Origin of the sequence: Spirosoma sp. KCTC 42546, assembly GCF_006965485.1 — a bacterium.
GTDB lineage: Bacteria > Bacteroidota > Bacteroidia > Cytophagales > Spirosomataceae > Spirosoma.
This window is the reverse complement of the sequence record NZ_CP041360.1, coordinates 816746-840857: the sequence shown is the minus strand read 5'-3', so window position 1 is coordinate 840857 and position 24112 is coordinate 816746. Positions and strand designations below refer to the sequence as shown.

Below are 24112 nucleotides of genomic sequence, written 5' to 3'. Positions count from 1 at the left end.
GGTGTTAGACTTCCACGTTTAAAAGTGGGCTTACCTAGCGAAAGTACCCCTGAGACAGGCTACTCTTAAAAAGGAAATAGAAAAAAGATATTTTACCGCCCTCACCACTTCAGCCGAGCAGGTTATCAACTTGACGTCTTCAGGGTATTATAGGAAGGTAATCAATCCGATGACAAGACTCGATAGGAAACCTAGTGCCAGGATAACATAGTCCAGAATAATTGAATGACGATTTTGAGTATCCATAATTAATAAACGATTAAGTTACAGTTCATATTTTAGACTACAGATACCATATCGGTCACTATTTATTAATTAAAAATAAATAATAGAAACAAATAGTTAGATATGTAGTACCCACTTCCTAACTGACCACTATCTATCCTTCTTTCTTATAATGCTTGACTCTTGTCAGTCACCCATCTAATTTCCGGTAAATCGCCCCTCAAAAAAGGGTAATTTACCCCTTCTCAGAGTAAAAAATAATGTATAGCTTTCTGATCGACACCAGACGCTGAAGCAGTGCTATACCAGAAAAGTCAGGGTAGGCACCCAGTACAACTATGAACAGGCCGCTCTAACAACGCCCATACCTATTGAGACTAAAGGCGAATGAGTAGTCTGCTCAACAGGTTGCTTATCGGTCAGTAGTTAGTCATCCTTTTATACCTATGGCACGATTTGATTAGAAACCGAATTCCAGAGCACTCTAACTCTGAAAAGTAATTTTACTATAGACGATCTCTGCTTGCCTTCGGCTTTCAGGGCGCAAAGTAGTTGTATATCTTCTATTGTAGGTGAGAGAGAATGCGTTTAATTTCGGCTTCCCACTGAGAACCGGTACTGTCTGTCAGCCTAAAATTATAAAAAAGACAGAACGGGAAATCCAACCACTCATTCTCTTTTGGGGTCTTGACGAAAACACACCTCTAGCCAAAAACAGAATGAAACTCCTAATTGACCACCACCCCGTTCACCTACTCTCCCAACCAACTCTAAACGAAGCGGTTACCAATCTTATTAGATTCCGTCGCTTCCTGTGAAGCCGTTAGCCGAAATGATACACGGTTAAGGCAGTTCTCCCTATGGCCTTTGCAAAGGCACCAACGGAGCCACCCCTAAGCTGCGTGGATTTGTAGTCGTTTCAAGCGACTTTTTCCGGCCAATAGGTCCGGTCCCTATGCCTGCTATTCTATCCCCATATCCATAAAAATACACCCAGAATGAAAATCCTGTACGATCACCAAACCTTTACTGCCAATAGATTTGGGGGCATTTCCCGCTATTTTTATCAACTGATGAGTGCCCTTCGCCGACAAGGCATCGAGACCAGCGTAGCAATCCGATTTTCCAATAATGAGTATTTAAACCAAAATCAATGGTCGCGTACTACATCCTTTCAATACTTCCTGGGCTACAGGCATACGAACCGGCTCTTTTCATTGATTAATCGGCTGTGGAGTTCGGTGCAAGTACGGCGTGGGCAGTATGACCTGTTTCATCCCACCTTTTTCCATCCCTACTTCCTGAAATTTATTGGGAATAAACCCTTTGTCTTAACTTATCACGATGCCATAAAAGATAAATTCGGCGATAGATACGGGCACGTTGATAATGCGTCGAAGGCCCAAAAACAGGTTTTATTCAACCGGGCAGCTCATATCATTGCGGTATCAGAGAACACCAAGAATGATTTAATTGAGCTATTCCAGATTCAGGCCGATAAAATTACAGTTATTCATCACGCGACTCATTTCCGAAATCTAGCAGTACCCGATACGTTTCAAATCCAGATACCCAGCTCTTACCTGCTCTACGTAGGCAGCCGGGACAGTTACAAAAACTTCGGTCCGTTTCTGCAGGCTCTTGCTCCACTGCTCAAGAACGATTCAACGTTGAAACTACTTTGTGGGGGTGGTGGTACGTTTTCGGTCGATGAAATTCGACTTATTGAGCAACTGGGATTAACCGGCCAGGTAGTTCATTACGCGATCAATGACCTGATTTTGTATCGGTTATACCAACATGCCCTGGCGTTTATTTATCCTTCACTTTACGAAGGATTTGGAATTCCGATTCTGGAAGCCTTTGCGGCTGGCTGTCCCGTTGTGTTAAGTAATAGATCGTGTTTTCCAGACGTAGCCCAGGATGCGGCCCTTTATTTTGATCCTGAGTCTGGCCGCTCCATTCGTCAACAGATTGAATCCATTCTTATCGATCCTGGGTTGCGTCAGTCTTTACGTCAGAAAGGTTATCGGCGGCAGGAAGCGTTCTCCACAGACCAAATGGTTAATCAAACCCTGGAAGTTTACCGGCGGGTAATCGCTCTCGAGGCAACAACAGATTTAAAGGAATTCTCCCAGTACTCGGTTCAATAAGCAGTCTATTTGCGGACAAAAGGGGTAGTAGCTATTACCAGTGATCAATTGGGCAGTTATACCAGGCAGTAACTACTTTTACATGTTTTTTTAGTAATGTTTGTCATGAAAAAACACCTGACTCCCTTTATCGCCCTGTTCAGTTGAACACCAGTGTTTTTTTAATGTGTCAATCTGGAATAAATAGCCAGTAACTCAATAACGGGCAACTTAATTCTGCCTGATCAACTAAACCCGGTTGCTTAGGCAGATTTCGAATAAAATGCTTTCAGGTTATCCCGATAATTGCGGGTCCACTTAAGTTGCTGACCGTTTTTCAGCTTAACCATGTAGTCGCCATTAAAGTAGGTTTCAACTTCGTCGATGTAGTTAAGGTTGACAATATAGGAGCGATGAATTCTGACAAAATCAGTCGGGTCAAGTTTGGTTTCGAGGCTGGTCAGGCTGTCATAGATAACGTGCCGTTCCACGCCCACATACCCGTCGCTACTGGTAGCGGTATGCAGCGTAATATAATTACCATCAGCATCGAGGTACATGATGTCATTGGTTTTCACGAAGTACATGCGTCCCGTTTCTTTAACCAGAATCCGGCGCAGATAGGCACTTTTGGGTTGGGTAGTCTGATCGGCCATCAGTTGGTTAACTAAGGCTTCGATACGTGGCTGAGTTTGTTGAGCAAGTCGCTCCTGCACACGCCCTAGCGCCTGATGGAAGCGCATTTCGTTAAACGGTTTAAGCAGGTAATCAATGGCATTGACCTCAAAGGCTTTCAGGGCGTATTGATCGTAGGCAGTCGTGAATACCACAAATGGCTGATGATGCGGCCAGATCTCTTTAAGAACCTCGAACCCATCCAGTTCGGGCATCTGAATATCCAGAAAAATCAGATCAGGCCGATACTGTAGAATTTTAATGACGGCTTCTGTTCCATTGCCCGCTTCGTCCACCACAACGATGGATGGGTCGGCTTTTAGAAACGTACGAATGACCCCTCGGGCCAGCACTTCATCATCAATAATGAGCGAACGATAGGTTGTCATGAGTGGAATTCGTTAGCAGACTGGGTTGGTAGGGAAACGTAATGATAACCCTTGTATTTCCGCCCGAAGGTTGGTCGAACGTAAACTGAGCGGCCTTCCCAAATGCCTGCGCTAGCCGTAGGCGGGTATTGTTAAGTCCCAAACCAGAGCCATTACGGCCGCTCCGATACGTATCAGAGCTACTTTTGCCAACGCCATTATCGAAAACAGTTAGTTGAATCGAATCCTCCTGTTTCCGGGTGGTGATCCGAATGAGCGCATCGTTGGTCAGGGAAGAAATTCCGTGCGTAATGGCATTCTCAACCAGTGGCTGAAGGATAAGCTGCGGTACCAGACAGTGCTCTGTGGCCGGATCAATATCGTATTCGATGCGCAGTCGATCCTGAAAGCGAATTTGCTGAATGGCTAAATATTGCTGAGTTAAGTTCAGCTCGTCGCGCAGAGTCAGGAAGTTCTCGGTCTGATGAGCAAGAACACCCCGTAATAAATCACTCAGAGCGGTAACCATATCAATGGCTTTACGGGTGTCATTCTGCAACATCAGGCTAACAATAGCATGGTGGGTGTTGAACAAAAAATGAGGATTCAGCTGCATCTTTAACGATTGGAGCTGCGCACTCGTCAATTGGGTTTTCAACTGCTCATTATTCAGTTCGTACTTGAGATTCTGTTCTTTTAGGGCTTGATAGTGAGTTGTGTAAGAAATGATGCTATAGCCTACCACAACCAATAAGTAAGTGATTACAGAAAGGGAATAGCCATAGAAAAACCAAAGTAAAATAGTTTTTGGATTCATCCAATGCCCCGTTTCATGGGCGTGTAAGGGCCGGACCAATGCGTAGGATATAACGGTAATTAGCAGTCCAAGGGCAGAGGCAATCAGTACGTGAATGATGATCGTTCTGGGCCACGAATAGTTACTGCCAGTCAGCCGGAATGGGAACCGGTAGGCTGCGTATAAAATCAGAGGAGAAGACCCCAGCCACAGCAGGTAGTTAATCAACCATTGGATCGACTCTGAAACGTACATAGTTTGGGCATTACTCAACAACCAGACCAGCGTACTCTGAATATAGGAAATGATGGCTAAGATGCCCCAGAAAATAAAGGCATAACGCCAGAACTGCCGGTACGTAATCAGCAAGTTGGCCCGTTGCAGAAGTTTGTCGATTCGCGTCATAGTCGGTCGCTGGCAAAAGGGCAATAAACGTAAACGGTAAGGCTTAGTATATCAAGAATACAGAGTCAGTAAAAACTACTGGACAGCTATTTCTTCAACCAATAGTCGTTTGTAATAAAGCAATTAGGCAAAATTAGTAACCACGCAGGCACAGAGAATAAAGAGTTATTGTAAATACCTTTTCTGCGTGCCTGTGTGGTTACTAATTTTTATTGTTCTGGTCAGGTGAGCTTGACGCCAAGAACTTCATGCGCCAATTGCCAGCGATTATGTCGCTTTCGCCAAATACGCAGGTAACCTTGCCGAGAATTGCCGAAGGTGGCATAGCCATAACTATAACCTAGATCGCCCGCAGGAGACGAAATTATACGAACAAGCTGATAGTCGACTTTTTGATCGGAAGCAACGGCTATCTTTTTGGCTGTTAGTCCTACAGAGCTACTACTGCCTTCCCGCAACAGGCGAATCGAGTCGCTGGTAGGCAGTACAGACTGGTAGGCTTCCCGCAGGCTTTTGGTTTGGGCTGTCTGAATAAAGGCAAGTTCTGTTTTCCGTAACGCTCGGCTAACTACCGATGTATCCAGGAGTAGCGTCGATTTGGATGAAACCTGAGTAGGTATCTGTAAGATAAAGTCTGGCTGATTGGGCTTGGAAAGCGTACAGCCAAAGTCAATCAGCACTTTCCATTGGCCTGTTGCTGTTTTGTGCCAAACGCTGGTAAACTGCCCATAACTAACCGGTTCTTCGTCCAGCGAGCGGGGCCGAAATTCAAAGGGGCCGGTTGTATAGCCAAGTGTGCCCGAAGCCGAGATTTCTGCGTAAGCAGGTCGCCAGGTTAATTTACCCGATCCATCCGGGAGTTGCTGGTACGTTGTCTTACCGGGCAAAAAGCGATTATTCTGAAAGACAACAGATTGTTCATCAAGGTTTTCGACAAAAGCCTTCTTTACACCCTGATCCAGCGCCAGTTGAGCAAAAGCTCGTTCGGCTGCAATTAAATTTTCGTAATCGGTCTGGGCAGAACGTGGATTCGTCTGGGTGGAGCCTATCCATAGAATAGCCGTAAATAGCCAGTAGATATGAAGCATAAGCAATTGTGATGAAGCCAGTTAAGAAATTCCACAACAAGGTAAGGCGACTGGTTACGCGATCACAGGCTTCATTATTTCAACTGATTGATTCGTTGTCTGAACAGCGTGAAATCATATCTGAATCTCTATTCTCCGGGAGACTAAAATCCGACCGAAGGCCTTTGTACTGGAGAAACATGCAGGCTGTACAAACGTATATCAGGTATGATCCGGACTTATACTCAAGGCTTAGCTATTGGAATATACTGCTCAGTCACGTTCCAGCCTTCCAGCGAAACCATTGGCGTACTGGCAGAAGGCGTAAAATCGATGGTTACGGTTTTCTGCTGACCGGGCGGGACCGAAACGTAGTTGTCACTATAGAAAACGGGTAGCAAGCGAGCTTTCGTTGCCGCATCGACCAGCGATAGCCGATTGAAAAACGCAACCGGGTTTCTGGCGGGGTTCGTTAGGGTTACCTCTACTTTTCCGCTGGAAATTTGCCGGGCCTTCACCTGAACGGGCGCTTTGGCCAGCTGCTGCAAGCCGGAGTACTCACCGGTTGCGTCGGGAAGCCAGTACATATTTTCGCTTATGGGTTTCTTATTCAGATCGAGGAGTTGCAGCATCAGGAACGCCCCTTTGTCTTTGGTCAGCGCCTGCAATGTTCGGCCAATGGGTACGTATGGACGAACCAGCGTCGGGCCGATTTCAGAAAACACCTGCGTTATGGTCGTTTCTTTACCCGCCATGTCGTAGACCTTGATCACCATCATCATGTCGCGGTAGTAGCGGAACGTATTGTTCACCACCATTACCATGCTATCGACAGGATTGTACATGATGTGCAGGGGTTCGCTACCGTTATGCAGACCGTAGAGACAGGCATTCGGGTCGAGGTAATAATCGTACATCTGCCCGCGCATGGCTGTCCAGGGGTTTTGCGTTTTCCAGATGATTGTTCCGGTGTACCAGTCCCACATGTGCGAACTGAATCCTTCCATCAACGCCCGATATTGGTCGTAATTTACGAGCTGTGCTTTTTTGGCAAAATCACGCACGTCGGTCGCTTTTCCGTACGGATCAATGGAGGCATCGTAGCCAATATATTTGTGGTAATCCCAAACCGAATCGACCTGGCTTTTTCCATTTTTCGCGTACACTGGGGCCACCAGATTCTCTTTGGGAATAAACCGCTCCAGCGATGCATAGTCGCCCACACCAACCGAACCTACTTCGGAGTTAAACGGCCAGGTTCTATGTTCCCAGAAATGACGGATCGGCTGAATACCATACGGGCCATCGCCGTTTCCACCCAGAAAGTTGAACGACATTTCATCTGAGTTCGAGTAGTCGATGAACCAGCGCGTCCCATCCAGTTTGGGCAATATTGTGTCGCGAAGGGGCGTCATGATATCCTGCGGCAACGTAATTTCATTCCCTCCGCACCAGATGGCCAGCGACGCGTGGTTGCGAATCATCTTGATCTGATCGGCCGCTGAGGTTAGAAATAAGTCATGATCGTCGGGGTAATTTCGGCGCGTCCACTGGTCTTCTTTTTTCATCGGATCGACCCATCGACCGTTGCAGTCGCCTGATCCCCAGAAATCCTGCATCACAAGCAACCCGTATTTATCGCATGCCTGATAAAACTCCGGACGCTCCGACAGCGCACCACCCCAGATCCGAATTAGGTTCAGGTTCATATCGCGGTGGAACCGAATCTCGGCGTTGTACCGCTCGGGCGTAAACCGAAGCATCGCATCCGAAACAATCCAGTTGGCCCCTTTAATGAACACTTTCTGCCCGTTCACCAAAACCTGACGGCTTCGGGTAAAGCTGTTCCACTCGGATTGAATTTCGCGGACACCCACCAGCAGGCTTTCCTCATCCGAAACGGCTTTATCGCCCGTCAGGAACTGCACATTCATCGGATACAGGTGCTGCTCCCCGTATCCGGCAGGCCACCATAATTTCGGATTCGTCAGCGTCAGCGCGGGCAAATCGACGGTTGTTGTCGTACGGGGGGCAAGACTCACGGCCTTCGTTACGACCTGACCATTCAATGTGTACCGAAGCACCCCCGACTGCCGCATAGCAGAGGTATTTTCCAGCTCGGCGGATACACGCATCATTGCTGGTTGTTGAGGCCCGTCGGGAAGGCGTTTACCCGGCACATTCGTAATAACATGTGGATTTTTCAGGTTGACAGCGCCCGTTTTTTCGATGGTTACTTTGTCCCAGATTCCGGTATTCCGATCACGAATGGGTTGAATCCAGTCCCAACCCGCTACGTACTGGTGCGCCACGTTTTTAGCAATAGTGCCATCGCCCCCTTGACCTCCATTGGCGTTTCCAACCGGGTCGGGTGGATGCACGATAACGGCCAGCCGATTTTTACCATCCTTCCGAAGTAGCGATGTAATGTTAAACGACTGCCGCAGAAACATGCCCACAAACGGGCGACTATTCACTTTCTGGCCGTTCAGAAACACATCGCAACTGTAGTTTATTCCTCGAAAGTTGAGCCATACCTGTTCACCCGACTTCGGCGTTTCCTGAAACTCCTTCACGAACCAATAGGTGTAATAGTCCCGTCCAGTGGCATAGATATCCGGGATTTTATTGTTGTTCATCCCATAGAATGGGTCCGGCACCTGCTTATTGGCCAGTAGGGTTGTTAGCACGGTGCCGGGAACAACAGCTGGCAACCAGCCCGCGAGCGAATAGGTCGGTGCTGAAATGATTAAGCCAGTATCCTTTGTTTTTGCAATTGGGCTACACTGCCAGCCTGAATTCAATTCATACTGCTTCTGCGCCTGCGTCCAGAACGGGAGCGCTAGTAGCAGTGCCAGTAGTGGGTATTTGATATAGTTCATTGATGATATTTTCAGGTTGTATGTATTAGCGCTGCCGTTCTCGCTTGGCTCCGCCGACCGGGCTGGCGTACCAGTGAGGACTATTCCTTCAATGGCCTCTGGCCCGTATTGGCTGTACTGGTATTTTTCTCCGGCTAGAGGCCGTCAAAATAATAGCTCACGCTGGTACGCCAGCCCGGTCGGATAGCCAAGCGAGAACGGCGGGTGTTTGATATAGTTCATGTAGTTAGTTCGATGAAGGAACATTCGATGATTTTTTGTCATGCTGACGAAGGAAGCATCTTAAACTATCCTAATGAGTAAGTAAGGAAATCTTAAAATGCTTCCTTCGTCAGCATGACAAAATCAATCAGGATAGCTTAAGATAATGTAGCTTTCTCACACCCTCAATGCCCAAACCAGCTATCCGGTATGTCCATTGGTTCGGAGCCGTTCAGGCTGTATTTCAGTTTGAGCGTGAAGCCACCACCGCCTTCAATAAAATCGGCTTCGAAGGGGTGTGCGCCTTTTTGTAAAGCCACCTGACCACTTTTTTCGATAGGAAAATGGTTGCCATCATTATCGACCACCATCCGGTCGGCGATACGGAGAATGCCGCCGTCGTCGCAGGTATAGAAGAAGCTATAAACACCCGTTTCGGGTACGGTCAGATACCCCCGAAACTGGATACCAAAGCTAGGCGCGTTTACGGATTTTGGTACCACAACGTTGTTGATCGTATACGTGCTATCGGGGGTTTGCTGCTTCATCAGCTTGGTTTCCTTGAAGTACTTTTTGAAATAACTGCTCGTTAAACCGGCTTGTGGATTGGCAATGGTAACCGGCGTTGCATAGGCTTGCTGCTGGTAACGGAGCGAATACACATCGCCCCGCACACCCGATGGCGTGAAGGCCGCTACCTTAACCGTTTGTGGTTTTGTAATGGATAACCCGCCTGGTAATTCGGGTGAATTTGACTGAGGGTTCGACCCGTCAGTTGTATAGCGGAGAGAATAGCTGTCCAACGGCTTTTTGATGCGTAACGTAGCCTGATCGACAAAGACGTTCTCCTCGGCAAAACCCGTGAGGTCGGGCAGGCGGTAATGAATGCCCAGTTGCTCCATGCGCAGGAAGTGCTGGAGAAGCCGCTTCTGGTATGATGAATAATCCTTTTTTGCCGTCCAGACTACTTCCGCCAGCGCCGTCATGCGGGGCATACTCATGTAGTCCACGCGGTTTTCGGTTGGGATGTATTCGGTCCAGATGTTAGCCTGTGCACCCAGAAACTGCTTTGTTTGCCCAGCGGTTATCCGTTCAGGCACGACGTTAAGATTATATATATTTTCGACGGATTGAATTCCCGGAGGGCTATCAAAATACAGGTTACTCACGGGCGTCATGACGACATCATTCCCGTTCTGAGCGGCTTTATGGGGAGCATCTTTTACCCAACTGCGCCAGTACATGACTGCCGTAGACGGCTTAAGTCCACCTTCGAGGGCATCGTCCCAAACCATCAGCTTCTTACCTTTCGACTGCACAAACTTCTCAATCCGGTGCACGAAATAGCTCTGCAACTCCTCCACGTTTTTAATGTTCTCCCGTTTCATCAACTCCTGGCAACCCGCCGATTGTGCCCAGGTCGATTTCTCGACCTCATCGGCACCAATATGAACGTACGGACTCGGGAACAGTGCGATGACTTCGCTCAGCACCGTTTCCATGAACGTGTAGGTTGGCTCGTTGCAAGGACAAATGGGTACTGAAAACGTTTTCCCCCAACCTTCCTGACCGGTGCAACTTAGAAACGGATACGCCTTAATAGCCGCCGTTAGATGGCCGGGCATGTCGATTTCGGGAATGATCTCAACGTGTCGGGCGGCTGCGTAGGCAATCAGGTCGCGCATTTGTGCCTGGGTGTAGAAACCCCCGTACTGCGTTTGCCCATTCTGTTGCCGGATAAACTGTTTGGGCAGGTCAAAGTCGGGATTAGTGACCGCCCGTTTCAAGACGACCGAATCCTGATTATTATAGGTTCGCCACGCCCCTTCGCTCGTTAGTTTAGGATAGGCTTTTATTTCCAGCCGCCAGCCCTGATCATCGGTCAGGTGCAGGTGAAATTTATTGAATTTATAGAGTGCCAGCCGGTCAATGAACGTGTGTAAGTAGTCCATCGAATAAAAATGCCGCGATACATCGAGGTGCATACCCCGCCAGGCATAGGCCGGTTGGTCACGAATCTGAACGGCCGGAATCGTTATCGACGACAGCGGTTTCGTTGCTTTCTCAATAGCCACCGGCAGCAGTTGACGAATCGTTTGAACAGCGCGAAACATCCCGACGGGCTGACTGGCTTTCAACGTCACTTGCTGGGGTGTAATCGTGAGATCATACCCTTCAGGATTCGTAATCGACGCATCGTATTGAAGCACGATTTTGGAGCTATTCCCTTTGCTGGAGAGTCGTTTGCCCAGACCTGGTTCTAACAGTGCCTGCAACTGCCTGGCTTCATTCTCAAACCGACTGTCCTGAACGATCAGCGCCGTTTGAGCCGTTACGACAAATTGTCCCGATGCAGGTGTTAGCGATGTTGGATACGGGATAAGCGGGTACCGCTGAGCCACATCCTGCGCCTGAATAGACAAGGTGACGAATAAGGCCAGTAACAGGTAATGTAATCGAATCATTAGAATATGGGTAATTTATTAGAATCGCTGTTCCTACGTTCTCGCTTGGCTATTCTATTGGGTTTAAGACAAAATTTTAACCACAGAGGCACAGAGGCACAGAGAACACAGAGAGGTAAATGTGCGATATTAATCAGGTTATAAATCTGTGTCCTCTGTGCCTCTGTGGTTAAAATAGCTTACTCAGCCCCGCTCTTCTGGCCATTGACAACGTACTGGTTCGGCATCAGTTTCCAGTTGTTATCAAAGAAGCCCGCCATGCGAACGCCTTTGCTCCCATCCCGAACCATGTCCAGTCCGAAAATCATGAAGTCGGGGAAACCACTGGCTCCGGCAAAGTACTGGTTGGCCGAAGCCGCCCGCATGCCTTTGAGCCCTGTGCCACCAATGACCGCTACCGAAGCCGTTTTCGAACCTTTGATCGGCCAAACGAAATAGGCTGCCAGGTCATCGCCCTGCCACTGCTGAGCACCTGCCAGCACACGATTGCGTTCCAGTTGGATTGGGCAGTCGGCCAGTAGTTGTTTCCAGGCGGCATTATTGGTTGCATTTCCGAACAGGACAACACCCCGATCGGCATAGTTCGCCAGCGAAAAATCAGTATCGGCTACGATGTCGATAGCACCATTGCCCCGGTAATACCAGGTTTCAGCGTCGTAGCGAGCCTTCTGCCAGTTCCAGCCGTTTTCTTCTTTCGTACCCTTCGTTCCGTACACAAACACCATTCGGTTGTTGAAGGCATCTTTGAAGGTACCATTCCGATGCGGGCCTTTCTGAGCCGCATCGGGTCGTTGCGACTGCTTCCATTGACCGTTTTCGCGACGCAGAAACAAGGTATCCTGGGCACTCGTAGTGGTGTAGGTAAGCGCCGGGGTTCCGTCCAGCGTAATCGTCACGGGTGTTTTTGCCGCAAATCCATCCAGTGCCAGCTTCAAAAGGGCTACGTTTGTCGTTGTCCCCGTAATAGCCTGACCTTTCCGTCCGAGTTGTATCCGGCTATAAAGTAGCGGTTGGGTTTGCTGTTCAATAGCTGCCCAACGATACGCCGATGAAATACCGGGATTGGCTGTCATAAAATCGATGGTATTCACCGTCGAATCAACGGCAATCTTGTGCCATTTGAAGAAATCGAACAAGGGTTTCCAGTCAACACTCTCATCACCAAACCAGTGACTACCGCCGGGATATTCGTAGTAGCTCATGTCGGGTTGAGATTCACCCAGGATTTTGCGCATCTGACGAGCGTAGGTAACCGGAACGGTTCGGTCGGCATCGCCGTGAAGGACATAGATTCCCAGTGGTTTGTAATTACTCGTCAGTTTCAGCACATCGCTCTGATTGCCAGACCGTAACAACATCTGTTCCAGGGGGTTGCTACTACTATCTGGAATTACCCCATCGGCAGAACCGTATTCTTTCAGGGTTGGGTAACCCGCGCAGGGGGCAATGGCCGCCCATTTATCGGGATAAGTAGCACCCAGAAACCATGTGCCGTGTCCGCCCATCGAATGGCCAGTCAGGTAAATGTGTTGTGGATCGGGTTTGAACTGGTTTTTAGCAATCGCCAGTACTTCCAGGGCGTCTATCCGACCCCAGTCTTCCCAGTTGAAACCGCGTGGCCGACGGTTGGTAGCCGCCACCAGATTTCCCCAGTCTTTGGCTTTGTAGGCCCGAGCCTGTCCGCTGGCTTCTACACCCGCGCCGTGTACCGACAGAAACAGTGCGGAGGGAGCCGCCGTGGCCGATGACTGTGGAGTTACGGCATAATACTGCAAACTGCCGTCGATGTGGCTAACGAACGTCTGGCTATAGGAGGCACCAGCAGGAACGGCCTCCACCGAAATCGTACCTGCGTCCAGCGACTTTCCTTTCTGAACAAGGGTCAATTCGCAGGGCTGCGGACCTTTCGCACTAACGCCACTACCATCGAAGGTAAACGCTACTTTCCGACTCGATAAAGCCGGGATAACGGGCAAACTGGTTGTCTGCGATTTACCCGCCACTTTACTGGTTAGTTGCAACCCAGCTAATGGTGTTGCCGAGGTGTTGACCACAACCACAGCGCCCTGAAGCGATCCGTTCGATTGTCCCAACCGGATGCTGGGTAAGGTGGGATCATCGGTACGCAATAAAGCAGCTTTGTCCGGGAAATTCAGGTTGGCCGTGATCATGACGCCCCGCACGTAAAACTCATTAAGCCCTTTTTTGAGTTTTACGGGTATGTGCAGATAGCCCATGCTGTAGGCATCGCCCATGTGCTGTTCGCCATTTACGTAGACGTTGCTGTTGCCTTTTATATTGAGCAGGGCAATCTGTTCGCGGGTCGATGAGTACGTCAGGTAAATATAGCCACCTCCTCCACCGATGCCACCCCGAAGGCTACCTGCTACGACACCGGGACCCGCTGGTGCTCCACCATTCCCCCGAAAACCTCCCCGAAACCGCAACCGGTTCAGGCTATCGGCTGTAACGGGCATCCATTTGATTTCCTTTCCTTGATCATCGGTACCGAAAACAGCACCTTCGGCTGGTTGTTTGAGCGTGCCGGAGTAGAGCTGATAGGCCAGCGGATCGGCATAAATTGCTTCGCGTCCGTATCGGCTACCGGTCAGCGCAACCAGGCCTTTGGTAAACGAATAGGTTGTTGATTCAGGCTTCGTCTGTGCCTGAAGATGGCTTATTGACAGGAGCGAGAGAGCGAGATGAAGGAATCGTTTTAACATAGTTGATGGAGGTAACGTTTTTAACCACAGAGGCACACAGAACACAGAGCTTTCATGGATTGATAATAAATATTTTATCTCCGTGTTCTCTGTGCCTCTGTGGTTAAAAATAGTTGATAAACAATTGACTATTAGCGCGTCAAAACGCCCAGTTCGGCAATGGAAACAGTGGCGTCTTTTTCACCGGTGGTTTCGAGCGCATCGAATTTCAGGTAACGCGCCGACTGCGGCTGGTCGAACCGGACCGATTGCCCAACCGGGTTGTTATTGATATTGCTGAAAGCGCCCTGGCTAACCGGTGCTGCCCAGGTTTTTCCATCCTGACTCACCGACACGGCATATCGGTACACGATGCCGTCTTTTTTACCATCCTGGCGGGGCATATAGGTAAAGCCTTTCAATGACAATGTTTCGCCCAGGTCAAGAACAACAGACACAGTCCCTTCGCCCGCTTTACGCTGCTGCCAGAAGCTATTCGTATTCCCGTCAATTAGCCGGTCAATTCCCTTACCGGATGCCGAGCTACCAGCCGATACGACCGTCCATTTTGCCGAGCTAATGTCGAAGTCAGTGGAAACGGGGCTGCTGGCTTTTTTCATGTTGTTGATGAACGCGCGGGCTTTCACGGTACCACTCTGAAGCATTGAAAATGGCTGACTGAAACGCGGGCTACTAGCCGTTGGCTCCGACCCATCAGTAGTATAGGTAATAACCGGATCGGTCGTGCGAGGGCAGGCGATGGTTACCAGGCCGTCTTTACTGCGACTGATAACCGGGGTTACGATCAGCTCAGGCGCGTTATAGATTTCGATATGGCGGATAAGCGGGCTGGCTTTGGACTCCTCAATGTTTACCCGGATTTTGCTTGTTGTTACAGTCGGGAAGCGCAGAATACGCCGATTGCCGATGGTTGTTCCCTGTGCAACAGGTTGGTAGTTGCCATCCTTCCAGGCTGATACTGAAAACTTCTTCACCCGTTGGCCCAGTGCGATGTATTCTTCAATGAGCAGTCGGTTGAGGGTAATGGATTTGCCCAAGTCGATGTCGAGGGTGGATTGTTTGGCCCCTTCGGCAGCTGCCCAATACGTATCTCGGCTTTTGTCCAATATATTGCTCGCGGCAAAGGTTGGCACTTTACTGAAGACGCTACTGGCGACGATTTTCTTCCCACCAGCCAGATTGACCGACGCCTTATCGGTATAGGCTTTCAGTTCCATAAGCCGGGCCACGTCGTTTTCGTGAACAAGCCCCCGGCGATCAACGGGCAGATTGAGCAGCCAGTTGCCATTGCGCCCAATTGAGCTGTAATAAATATCGACCAGATGCTCCAGCGATTTCACTTTACTGTCTTCACTGGCGTGGTAGTACCAACCCGGCCGAATCGAACAGTTCACTTCGGTGGGTACCCAATGCGTACCATCTTCATGGCCCGGCGTCAGCTCCCAGTAATTCGGATAACCCGGATAAACTTTATCCCGGTTTAAGGTTGCCCAGTTGGTTTCACCCGCATAGCCATCTTCGTTACCTACCCAACGAATATCAGGCCCCCCATCGCTAAAAATGACTGCATTGGGTTGATATTGCCGAACCGTAGCAATAAAGCCCGGCCAGTCGTAGACTTGTTTCTTACCGTTCGGCCCTTCGCCGTTAGCTCCATCGAACCACACTTCAAACACGTCGCCGTACTGGGTCAGCACTTCCTTGAGGGTATTCTTAAAGATTTCGTTGTATTCGGGGGTTCCGTAGGCGGGGTGGTTACGATCCCAGGGCGAGAGGTAGACCCCGAATTTCAAGCCATATTCTTTACAGGCAGCCGAGAGGTCTTTCAGGACATCGCCTTTGCCATCGCGCCATTTGCTGTTCTTGACCGAGTGTTCGGTGAATTTGCTGGGCCACAAACAGAAACCATCGTGGTGTTTGGCCGTGATCACAATCCCTTCCATGCCCGCTTCTTTAGCCACCCGCGCCCACTGCCGACAATCAAGTTGGGTCGGGTTGAACATGTCGGCGGTTTCGGTACCGTGGCCCCACTCTTCGTTGGTGAAGGTGTTCATGTTGAAGTGCACGAAGGCGTAGTACTTCAACTTATGCCACTGCAACTGGCGGGCAGATGGCACAGCTCCGAAAGGCGCTGGCGTTTGGGCCAGGGTTAGTCGTGACAGGATGACAAAAAGGGCAATGAGTCGTATTTGCATTGAATAAAAACAGGTAATCAGAATAATGTAACAAGGCCTTTAGTTAGCCTTTCCGGCGATTGTTCGGAGAAGTTGAAAACTATGCGCACTGGTCCCGATTGTTTACTCACGTTCACGCTTGGCTTCGCCGAGTGTGTGTTATTATTTTACGGCCTCTGGCCGGTGTGACGCAAACTAATATCCCAAACGGGCCGGAGGCCCTTGAAATAATAGCACACACTCGGCGAAGCCAAGCGTGAACATGAGAATTATTTTTCTTCCAGTTTGAAAACCCAGGCCGGTTGTGCGGCCAATAATTGTCGTGCGGCTTCGGGCAGGACAACAACCAAACCTTCTGCTGTTTTACTGGCTTTCAGCGATTTGGCGTATCCGAGCAGTTTTACCGTTGGTTTGCTTTGAGTAACGTTGTTAAGTGTAATGGTTGCAGGTACGGTTTCTTTCTCGGCGGGCAGGTACGTTTGGTACTTCGTTTTACCGTTACCGGTATAAGCCCACTGCTTCTGCCGGTAAGGCGCTACGGGTTTTGTGCCGTAAATCGACTCACCGTTGACGCGCAGCCAGGCCCCAATTTCCTGTAACCGCTGGTAAGCTTCGGGGTGCCAGTCGCCGTTGGGACTAGGCGCTATGTTCAGGAGCAGGTTGCCGTTCTTAGCGACAATGTCCACCAGTGTGTGAATCAATTTGCGGGCCGACTTAAAGTTCTCTTTCGGGATATACGACCACGAATCGCCCATTGTCATGCACGACTCCCAGGGAATGGGCATGTACGCATCGGGAATGGACTGCTCAGGCGTAACGTAGTTTTCAAACTCACCCGTTACGGTACGATCTACGACCAGCAATCCCGGCTGTTTACTACGGCCCATGCTGGCAATACGCGCCATGTCGATATCCTGATCGTAGGGAATGGTGCGTTGCCAGCTAATGGTAGAATCAATCGTAGACGCCGGACGGACCCAGCCACCATCGAGCCACAGAATATCGATTTTACCGTAATCCGTCATCAGTTCCTGAATCTGGTTGTAGGTAAAGTCTTTGAACTGCTGCCATTTCTGGGGGTATTTTTTGGGCGCATACGATACGTTCCGATCTTTGGGCGGGAAATAGGGGTCCCAGTAATAAGGTATATGCCAGTCCGGCTTTGAGAAATAAGCTCCTACCATGAAGTTCTTGTCACGAAATGCACTGAACACTTCTTTGGCGATGTTACTCCGTGGATTCGACGAGAACGCCGTTTTCGGATCGGTGATTTTGTAGTCTGTCTGCTTGGTGTCGAACATGCAGAATCCGTCGTGGTGTTTCGTGGTGAACACCACATATTTCATACCCGCATCTTTAGCCGCCGAAGCCCATCGTTCAGGATTGAACTCCGTAGGGTTGAAGGTTGTCCGGATATCCTCATACGCCTTTTTGTACTCGTACCAGTTGCCTGCGTAGGGCCCCCGGCGCTCGCACCAGCCTTCATCTTCCGGGCACAGCGACCAGGACTCCACAATGCCCCACTTGCTGTAAGTGCCCCAGTGCATGAGCAGCCCGAACTTGATGTCCTGCCATTGGGCCAGTTTTCGGCTCACCAGACTGTCTTTGGGTGGTACGTAGTGCGCGTGGTTTTGTTCGGAATGTTGCTGAGCGAAACCGGTACTTGATACCAGCAAAAGGGATAGAAGCCAGCCGTAGTACAATGAATTAAAATAGGTATTCTTCATGGGTAGGAACTGTCAGTATAGGGTTATTTCAGGCCGTTGACCACCGGATCAAGAAGCGCTTTATGCTTCAGGTCGTAGATGTATTCCCAGAACATAATGCCGCCCAGTCCTTTTTTCTTCACATAGTCGATCTTCGGTCCGAATGATTCGGCATCGCCATAAGAAATAAAGGTATGTGAGGTCGCATTCCACAGATAAGGCGCTTTGGCGTCGGCGTCCCAGTAGCGGACAAATCCGTTTTTGTTGATGTATTTGTCCACCAGTTCATCGTGGCTGATGAATGAGTGCTTACCCGTTGAAGGCTGGTACAAACCATTGTCAACCGGACGAGTGTCGGCCCAGCCACGCCCGTAAAACGGAATACCCAGTACAATTTTATGAACAGGAACGCCCGCCTTAATGTGTCCCTCTACGGCCGAAATAGAACTGTTGCGTGATTGATCACCTTTTTTAGATTGCGCCAGTGGACTATGATGCCCCGTTACTTTATCGTTGCCGTGGTAAAGGTCATACGTCATGATGTTGACGTAATCCAGGTAGCGTTGCGCTTCACCCAGATTAGTATGGCTCACAAAAGCGGTATCGCCCCCGGTGGCAGCCGTTAGCAGGTAATGATTTGTGCCTGTGCGTTTGTCTACCTTCCCCTGCTCATCGAGCCGATCCCGAATGGCTTTCAGGAACAGGGTAAAATTCCCCTTGTCTTCGGGCCGAAAGATATTGCCTGCGCCAATCTGAGCCGGGTATTCCCAGTCGATGTCAACGCCATCGAGCTTATGTTTTTTCAGGAACGCCACGGCACTGTTGGCAAATTTCCGCCGTGAAGCATCCGTCAGGGCAGCATCTGAGAAATACTTGCAACCACCCCAACCACCGACCGAGATCAGTATTTTCAGGTCTTTATTAACCGACCGAAGCGAGGTTAACGCGGCCAGGTTAGCCGAATCTTTGGGCGTAATGGGCGCAAATTCACCGTTTTCGGCGGGCACGGTAAATGCGTAGTTAATGTGCGTGAGTTTACGGGCTTCGATCTGATCTTTCGTCCACCCGTTTCCACTCACGTAACCAATGAGTACGTACCGTTTTGGGGGCGTTTGAGCAGCTACCGTATAGGAATAGGGTAGCAATAGGCCGAACAAGGAAACGGCCAATAAAAAAGCTGGCAATAATATACGTGGCTTCACTATTCTTTGGTAAAAAGGAGTACGAGACAAAGATACCTATATTTTAAATTTTTTTAATAATATGACCTTATTTAAAAAAATATTTATTAACTATGCTGATAAATGGCATAAAAGCTGCATACTAGTAGTATGTATATAAGTTTTCTGGATTATTAAATAGAAATAGGTCTAGTACGCCTTTCTACCCGTACAGACTTATACGCTTCTACTTAAGCGACGGCTTTTAGCCGAGTAGTCGTTATTACCTATGCTCACATCTATCCCCGCCGAAGGCCCCAGTATTACCAAAAAGTCTATTGTTGCTTTTAAAAAAAACCAGCAAGTCAAGAGGGCACTTTCATACCTGTATCAGGAAGGCTCCTGCACACTGGCCAAACTGGCCGAAATGCTCAATACCAGTGTTCCTTCTGTTACACTCATAATCGAACAGTTAATCGACGAAGGCTGGGTAAGCACCCTGGGAACGGTTTCCGGCAACAATGGGCGAAGGCCCGTTCTGTTTAGCCTGAATCCGGTGGGCCATTATGCCCTTATTCTAGATAGCAACACCCACGAAACGAAGCTAATGCTGGTTAATCTGCTACGACAGATTGTGTTCCAGCATAGCGCCGATACCATATTGGAGAACAAAGCCAGTTTTTCGGATTTTCTGGTATCGTTCGTGAACGAAGCACTGGCCGAATCAGGCATTGCCAAAACAGATGTTATTGGGGTCGGGTTGTCGATGCCGGGGCTAATTGATTCGCGACAGGGCCTTAATTTGAGCTATCCTGACCTTGGCTTACCCGAGCAATCCATTAAGGTCTGGCTGGAGCAGCAATGGGGTTTGCCTGTTTTTATGATCAACGACACGAAAGCTACCGCGCTGGGGGAACACCGGTTTGGTAGTAGCCAGGGCAAGCAACACGCCCTGACGATCAACATTGACTGGGGCGTAGGATTGGCAATTATTAGCAATGGAGAGGTTTTTCACGGTGCCTCGGGATTTGCGGGTGAGTTAGGTCATATTCAGGTAGACCCACAGGGCGAATTATGCTATTGTGGCAAAATAGGGTGCCTGGATACGATCACCTCCGCATCGGCCCTGGTGAAGCGGGTGCAACGGGAAGTACTCGCGGGTCAGGCAACCAAATTAGCTAGCTACCGCGACAACCCTTCCCATATTACGATCAGCGAGGTTATCCAGGCTGCCAATCAGGGCGACACCTTCGCTATCGATCAATTGCATGAGACTGGTTATCAATTAGGTAAAGGGTTGGCCATTGCCGTTACGCTGTTCAATCCGGAGATTATTATCGTTGATGGCGTACTGGCAGAAGACTCCCTATTCATCACCAACTCCATCCGGCAGGCGATCAACAAACATTGTCTGAGCGGATTCCGGAACAACCTGATGGTTGAGGTGACGCAGCTCCAGGGAGCGGCTAAGTGGCTCGGTACGCACGCGTATGTTATAGAAAGTCTGTTTATGGACGTGTAAATTTTTAGCCCCTCTCCCGTTACAGAGAGGGGTGCAACGTGGGATTGCACTTTAACTTTTACGAATCACCTGATGGCTTCTATTAAAATCGGGTTGCTACTTTTTATTTCTCTCGGTGTAGTTTCTTTTTCTGACATCGAAACGAACAACTCTACGAATAACGGGGACAAAAAAGAAGCCGTGCTGACTGATTCACTTAATGCAGGCAGGCAACTGGCAGTCCGTTACTGTAGTAGCTGCCATCTGTTTCCCGAGCCTGAACTATTAGACAAAAAGACCTGGGTTACGGGCGTACTGCCGAACATGGGGATGCGGCTTGGCATCAAACAACCCGGTCAGGATACGCTGAGAGCCCTCTCGCCCGAGGAAGAAAAAGCCATCAGCCAGTTGAACATTTATCCCGAAACGCCCGCGTTACCAAGGCAAGACTGGGACAAAATTGTACGCTACTACGAACGTACCGCGCCTGAAGAACCACTCCCACAAAAATCGCATCCGGACGTTACGAATCAGCTTCCCTTATTCAAGGTAAAGGAACTCGTGCTTAGCAACAAGCCGGTACCGCAGACAACGATGCTGAAATACGATAAGAATACGGCTCAGCTTTACGTGGGTGATGCGCAGAACGTCGTTTATGTGCTCGATGGGAAATTGCAGCCAGACGGCACATTGCTGAAAGATACCTGGTTGGTTGATACCCCACCGACCGATATAGATTTTCCCAAGAATGCCGCTCCGAGGGTACTCACCGTTGGCATTTTTAGCCCATCCGACCAGCAACTGGGCCGACTCATGACACTGGAGCGATCCGCAAAAGCAGGTTCTGTTCCGATCAATATCAAAGGATTGCCCAGACCCGTTCAGTTTGCAGCAGGCGACCTGAATGCCGATGGCAACGAAGATGTGGTTATCTGTGGGTTTGGCAACAACGCCGGAAAGCTGTTCTGGTACGATGATTTTGAGCCAACCAAAGAGCATATTCTGAAAGCGTTTCCCGGTGCCCGGAAAGTGGAAATTGCCGACTTCAACGGCGATAAAAAGCCCGACATCATGGTCCTGATGGCCCAGGCTCGGGAAGAGATATCTATATTTTATAATCAGGGAAACGGCAAGTTTAAAGAAAAAACCGTGCTACGTTTCTCCCCCCTATTCGGGTCCAGTTATTTCGAACTGGTTGATTTCAATAAGGATGGTTTTCAGGATATTCTGCTGGCAAACGGCGACAATTGGGATTACTCGGCCATTAACAAAAATTACCACGGGGTGCGTATCTACCTAAACGACAGAAAAGACAACTTTAAAGAAGCCTGGTTTTATCCGATGTACGGGGCTAGCAAAGCCGTTGCCCGGGATTTTGATAACGATGGCGATCTCGACATTGCCGCCACATCTTTTTACACCAATCTGGCCCAACCCGAACAGGGATTTATTTACCTGGCCAACGAAGGAAAACTCACCTTCAAGCCCTTCAGCACACCAGAAGCCGCCTATGGAAAATGGTTGACCATGGAAGCCGCCGACTTCGATCAGGATGGAGATATCGACATTGTGTTGGGCTCCTATTTTCACACCGTTGGCGAAATGACCCAATTGCTCTTTAAAGGCATTACGTCTTTTCCGCAATTGCTGGTGCTGGAGAATAAGGGGAAATAGAGCAGGATTTTTTAAACACAGAGGAACGGAGGATAAACGGAGTTAAACAGAGAGCTGTTTATCCTCCACGTTCACGCTTGGCTACGCCGAGTGAGAGCTATCTTTTTAAGGGCCTCTGGCCCATATTAGAATTATTCTTCATGATACCGGCCAGAGGCCGTTAAAATACTAATCCTCACTGGTACGCCAGCCCGGTCGGAAAGCCAAGCGAGAACAGAGCGGGACTTTGGGCGTTCCCCTCTCCCGTTTTGGGTGAGGGGAACGCCCAAACAACAAAAATGGGCAAACCAAGCGGCCTGCCCATTTAACTTAAACACTAATTTGTCTTACCGAACCGGGACGTCTTATTTCACATCCCAGAAAATCTTGGTTTTCAGATTGTCCGTTGCTTTCACAGCGGCATAATTGGTTGCATTGTACGTGATTTCATTACCCGGAATCGTCCAACGAACAGGAGGTAATGTTTGGTTGTTCGCGTTATCAACCTGGAAACTCAACGTTGGATAATCCAGCCGGCGGAGGTCTGACCAGTTTTCGTAGGGCTGAACAAGGTTGTAGTGCAGCCATTTCTGGGTAGCAATCAACTTTAGCTTGTCGGCACTGGTAGTTGCGCTGCTCCAGCTTACACCCGGCCCAGCAATGTAGGCCGAAATGGAAGCCGTAGTTGCCGCTGTTGGGATCGTAGAGCCTGTAATACCCGTAGCGTTGGTCAGTGCCAGAATTCCGTTATAGAATTGAACCGATTGCGTAATTCCCGTTTCGTAAGCCGTTTTTGCCGCAGCATCATTACCCGTTCTCAAATAATACTCCGCTTTGATCAGGTTCATTTGCGCAGCATTGATCAGCACACCTGGGAAGAACTGATTACGGCTTAACGTGAAGCGGTTATAGATCGCAACCTGGCCAGCATTAAACAGGGCCGTCTGAGACGCTTCCGTAGCTGTAGGATCAATACCAACGTACTTTCCACCTGCACTAGCCCCTGGCTCAAACAGGATAGGTAAACGGGGGTCGTTATTCGCATTCATATTGTCGATCATCGCTTTACCCGCTGTATTACCAAACCAGCCCGCTGACTCTAAACCATCCTGGAATCCTTTCGAATTGATATCTGTGTTGATATCATACACGTTGATCTGAATATTCTGCGCGTTGGTTTCAACTATGGGGTAAGTTGTTGCATTCCCCAGAATCTCAGCCATTTCGGTATTCGACCGCGACTTGAAGCTGTCCACATCCGAAACACGGTTCAACAACCGCAAACGAAGCGAATTTGTATACCGTTTCCAGGCTGTTACATCCCCTTTGTTCAGGAAATCCTGCGTCTGAAACGATTTCTGGTAACCGGCGTTCAACGTAATCCCGTTCAACTCGGTCGAGATACGCTTCAGATCATCCAGCAAGAATGTATAGATACTTTCGGCGGTATCGAATTTGGCGCTGGAAGCCAGGTAATCTCCCCCATTGGTGCTTAATAAACCAGCTGCACTGAACGGAATGGAGCCTAGCAAGTCGACCATCTTGGCTGTGTAATCATACACGTAAACCGCGGCTGCCAGCATGAATATTTTCCGGTCGTTCTGCTGTTCTGCCGTTTTCGATGCGTACACTTTTTGCAGTTCCCGATACTGCGCCAGCATGTTATAATAGTTGTACCATACGTCTTCCACGCCCGACGACCCCGGAATGTACTGGCCTGATGAATTAACCCAGCCCGTTGCCTGATTGTAATGGTTTAGGGAGGTTCTCAGGGTAACAAAGTAATACCGATAGCCCGGAAGCACATAATCTTTGTTAGCATACAGGACGCCCGTAAACTGCTTTTCAACGGTTGTCTCAGCAATCTTGGCAGGGTTTGGATAGGCTTCCGAAAAATCAGACTCCTTACAGGACACATTTGCCAGGAGAAGCCCACCTAAAAACAGGAAAGATATTTTTTTCATTTTCATGACTGAAGT

Annotated in this window: 14 protein-coding genes; 3 read left to right on the top strand and 11 right to left on the bottom strand. The window is 49.1% G+C overall.

Features of this window, described 5'->3' with window-relative positions; genetic code table 11:
- Nucleotides 1–1223 precede the first annotated feature (1223 nt).
- Nucleotides 1224–2378, top strand: a complete 1155-nt coding sequence (locus EXU85_RS03525; protein WP_142770746.1) for a glycosyltransferase family 1 protein — start codon at nt 1224–1226, stop codon at nt 2376–2378.
- Nucleotides 2379–2620: 242 nt separating this feature from the next.
- Here EXU85_RS03525 and EXU85_RS03520 read toward each other — a convergent pair whose 3' ends face one another.
- From EXU85_RS03520 to EXU85_RS03480, 9 genes are all read right to left on the bottom strand, one after another.
- Nucleotides 2621–3421, bottom strand: a complete 801-nt coding sequence (locus EXU85_RS03520) for a LytTR family DNA-binding domain-containing protein (RefSeq protein ID WP_142770745.1) — start codon at nt 3419–3421, stop codon at nt 2621–2623.
- Nucleotides 3393–4601 (bottom strand): sensor histidine kinase, encoded by a 1209-nt coding sequence (locus EXU85_RS03515; RefSeq protein WP_142770744.1) that lies wholly within the window; start codon nt 4599–4601, stop codon nt 3393–3395. Before EXU85_RS03515 ends, EXU85_RS03520 begins: the two co-directional genes overlap by 29 nt.
- Nucleotides 4602–4822: 221 nt before the next feature.
- Nucleotides 4823–5689 (bottom strand): DUF4440 domain-containing protein, encoded by an 867-nt coding sequence (locus tag EXU85_RS03510; RefSeq protein ID WP_142770743.1) that lies wholly within the window; start codon nt 5687–5689, stop codon nt 4823–4825.
- 224 nt (nt 5690–5913) lie between these two features.
- Nucleotides 5914–8550 carry a glycoside hydrolase family 2 TIM barrel-domain containing protein gene (locus EXU85_RS03505; protein ID WP_142770742.1) on the bottom strand — a complete coding sequence of 879 codons (2637 nt, stop codon included), beginning with the start codon at nt 8548–8550 and terminating at the stop codon, nt 5914–5916.
- 386 nt (nt 8551–8936) lie between these two features.
- Nucleotides 8937–11216 (bottom strand): family 20 glycosylhydrolase, encoded by a 2280-nt coding sequence (locus EXU85_RS03500; protein ID WP_142770741.1) that lies wholly within the window; start codon nt 11214–11216, stop codon nt 8937–8939.
- Between the two features lie 179 nt (nt 11217–11395).
- On the bottom strand, nt 11396–13939 hold the full coding sequence (locus EXU85_RS03495; RefSeq protein WP_142770740.1) for a prolyl oligopeptidase family serine peptidase: 2544 nt from the start codon (nt 13937–13939) through the stop codon (nt 11396–11398).
- Between the two features lie 131 nt (nt 13940–14070).
- The gene (locus tag EXU85_RS03490) at nt 14071–16134 is read right to left on the bottom strand and encodes an alpha-L-fucosidase (RefSeq protein WP_142770739.1); all 2064 of its coding nucleotides are present in this window, start codon (nt 16132–16134) and stop codon (nt 14071–14073) included.
- A 248-nt stretch (nt 16135–16382) separates the two neighbouring features.
- Nucleotides 16383–17840 carry an alpha-L-fucosidase gene (locus tag EXU85_RS03485; protein WP_142770738.1) on the bottom strand — a complete coding sequence of 486 codons (1458 nt, stop codon included), beginning with the start codon at nt 17838–17840 and terminating at the stop codon, nt 16383–16385.
- Nucleotides 17841–17863: 23 nt separating this feature from the next.
- Nucleotides 17864–19021, bottom strand: a complete 1158-nt coding sequence (locus EXU85_RS03480; protein WP_371731986.1) for a glycoside hydrolase family 18 protein — start codon at nt 19019–19021, stop codon at nt 17864–17866.
- A 247-nt stretch (nt 19022–19268) separates the two neighbouring features.
- Between EXU85_RS03480 and EXU85_RS03475 the strand changes: the two genes are divergently transcribed.
- Both EXU85_RS03475 and EXU85_RS03470 read left to right on the top strand, forming a co-directional pair.
- Nucleotides 19269–20501: an ROK family transcriptional regulator gene (locus EXU85_RS03475; RefSeq protein ID WP_142770737.1), complete on the top strand. Its 1233-nt coding sequence runs from the start codon at nt 19269–19271 to the stop codon at nt 20499–20501.
- Nucleotides 20502–20573: 72 nt separating this feature from the next.
- Nucleotides 20574–22154 (top strand): VCBS repeat-containing protein, encoded by a 1581-nt coding sequence (locus tag EXU85_RS03470; protein WP_142770736.1) that lies wholly within the window; start codon nt 20574–20576, stop codon nt 22152–22154.
- A 175-nt stretch (nt 22155–22329) separates the two neighbouring features.
- On the opposite strand, the gene EXU85_RS35940 is transcribed toward EXU85_RS03470, so the two are convergent.
- Nucleotides 22330–22458 carry a hypothetical protein gene (locus EXU85_RS35940; protein ID WP_256366027.1) on the bottom strand — a complete coding sequence of 43 codons (129 nt, stop codon included), beginning with the start codon at nt 22456–22458 and terminating at the stop codon, nt 22330–22332.
- A gap of 40 nt (nt 22459–22498) precedes the next feature.
- Entirely contained in the window at nt 22499–24097 is a 1599-nt protein-coding gene (locus EXU85_RS03465) for a SusD/RagB family nutrient-binding outer membrane lipoprotein (protein WP_371731985.1), read from the bottom strand.
- Nucleotides 24098–24112: the final 15 nt, after the last annotated feature.

What these genes read in the sequence shown, in the direction of transcription:
- EXU85_RS03525 (WP_142770746.1), top strand. Translation starts at nt 1,224, where the DNA reads ATGAAAATCCTGTACGATCACCAAACCTTTACTGCCAATAGATTTGGG.
- EXU85_RS03520 (WP_142770745.1), bottom strand. Translation starts at nt 3,421, where the DNA reads ATGACAACCTATCGTTCGCTCATTATTGATGATGAAGTGCTGGCCCGA.
- EXU85_RS03515 (WP_142770744.1), bottom strand. Translation starts at nt 4,601, where the DNA reads ATGACGCGAATCGACAAACTTCTGCAACGGGCCAACTTGCTGATTACG.
- EXU85_RS03510 (WP_142770743.1), bottom strand. Translation starts at nt 5,689, where the DNA reads ATGCTTCATATCTACTGGCTATTTACGGCTATTCTATGGATAGGCTCC.
- EXU85_RS03505 (WP_142770742.1), bottom strand. Translation starts at nt 8,550, where the DNA reads ATGAACTATATCAAATACCCACTACTGGCACTGCTACTAGCGCTCCCG.
- EXU85_RS03500 (WP_142770741.1), bottom strand. Translation starts at nt 11,216, where the DNA reads ATGATTCGATTACATTACCTGTTACTGGCCTTATTCGTCACCTTGTCT.
- EXU85_RS03495 (WP_142770740.1), bottom strand. Translation starts at nt 13,939, where the DNA reads ATGTTAAAACGATTCCTTCATCTCGCTCTCTCGCTCCTGTCAATAAGC.
- EXU85_RS03490 (WP_142770739.1), bottom strand. Translation starts at nt 16,134, where the DNA reads ATGCAAATACGACTCATTGCCCTTTTTGTCATCCTGTCACGACTAACC.
- EXU85_RS03485 (WP_142770738.1), bottom strand. Translation starts at nt 17,840, where the DNA reads ATGAAGAATACCTATTTTAATTCATTGTACTACGGCTGGCTTCTATCC.
- EXU85_RS03475 (WP_142770737.1), top strand. Translation starts at nt 19,269, where the DNA reads ATGCTCACATCTATCCCCGCCGAAGGCCCCAGTATTACCAAAAAGTCT.
- EXU85_RS03470 (WP_142770736.1), top strand. Translation starts at nt 20,574, where the DNA reads ATGGCTTCTATTAAAATCGGGTTGCTACTTTTTATTTCTCTCGGTGTA.
- EXU85_RS35940 (WP_256366027.1), bottom strand. Translation starts at nt 22,458, where the DNA reads ATGGGCAGGCCGCTTGGTTTGCCCATTTTTGTTGTTTGGGCGTTCCCC.
- EXU85_RS03465 (WP_371731985.1), bottom strand. Translation starts at nt 24,097, where the DNA reads ATGAAAAAAATATCTTTCCTGTTTTTAGGTGGGCTTCTCCTGGCAAAT.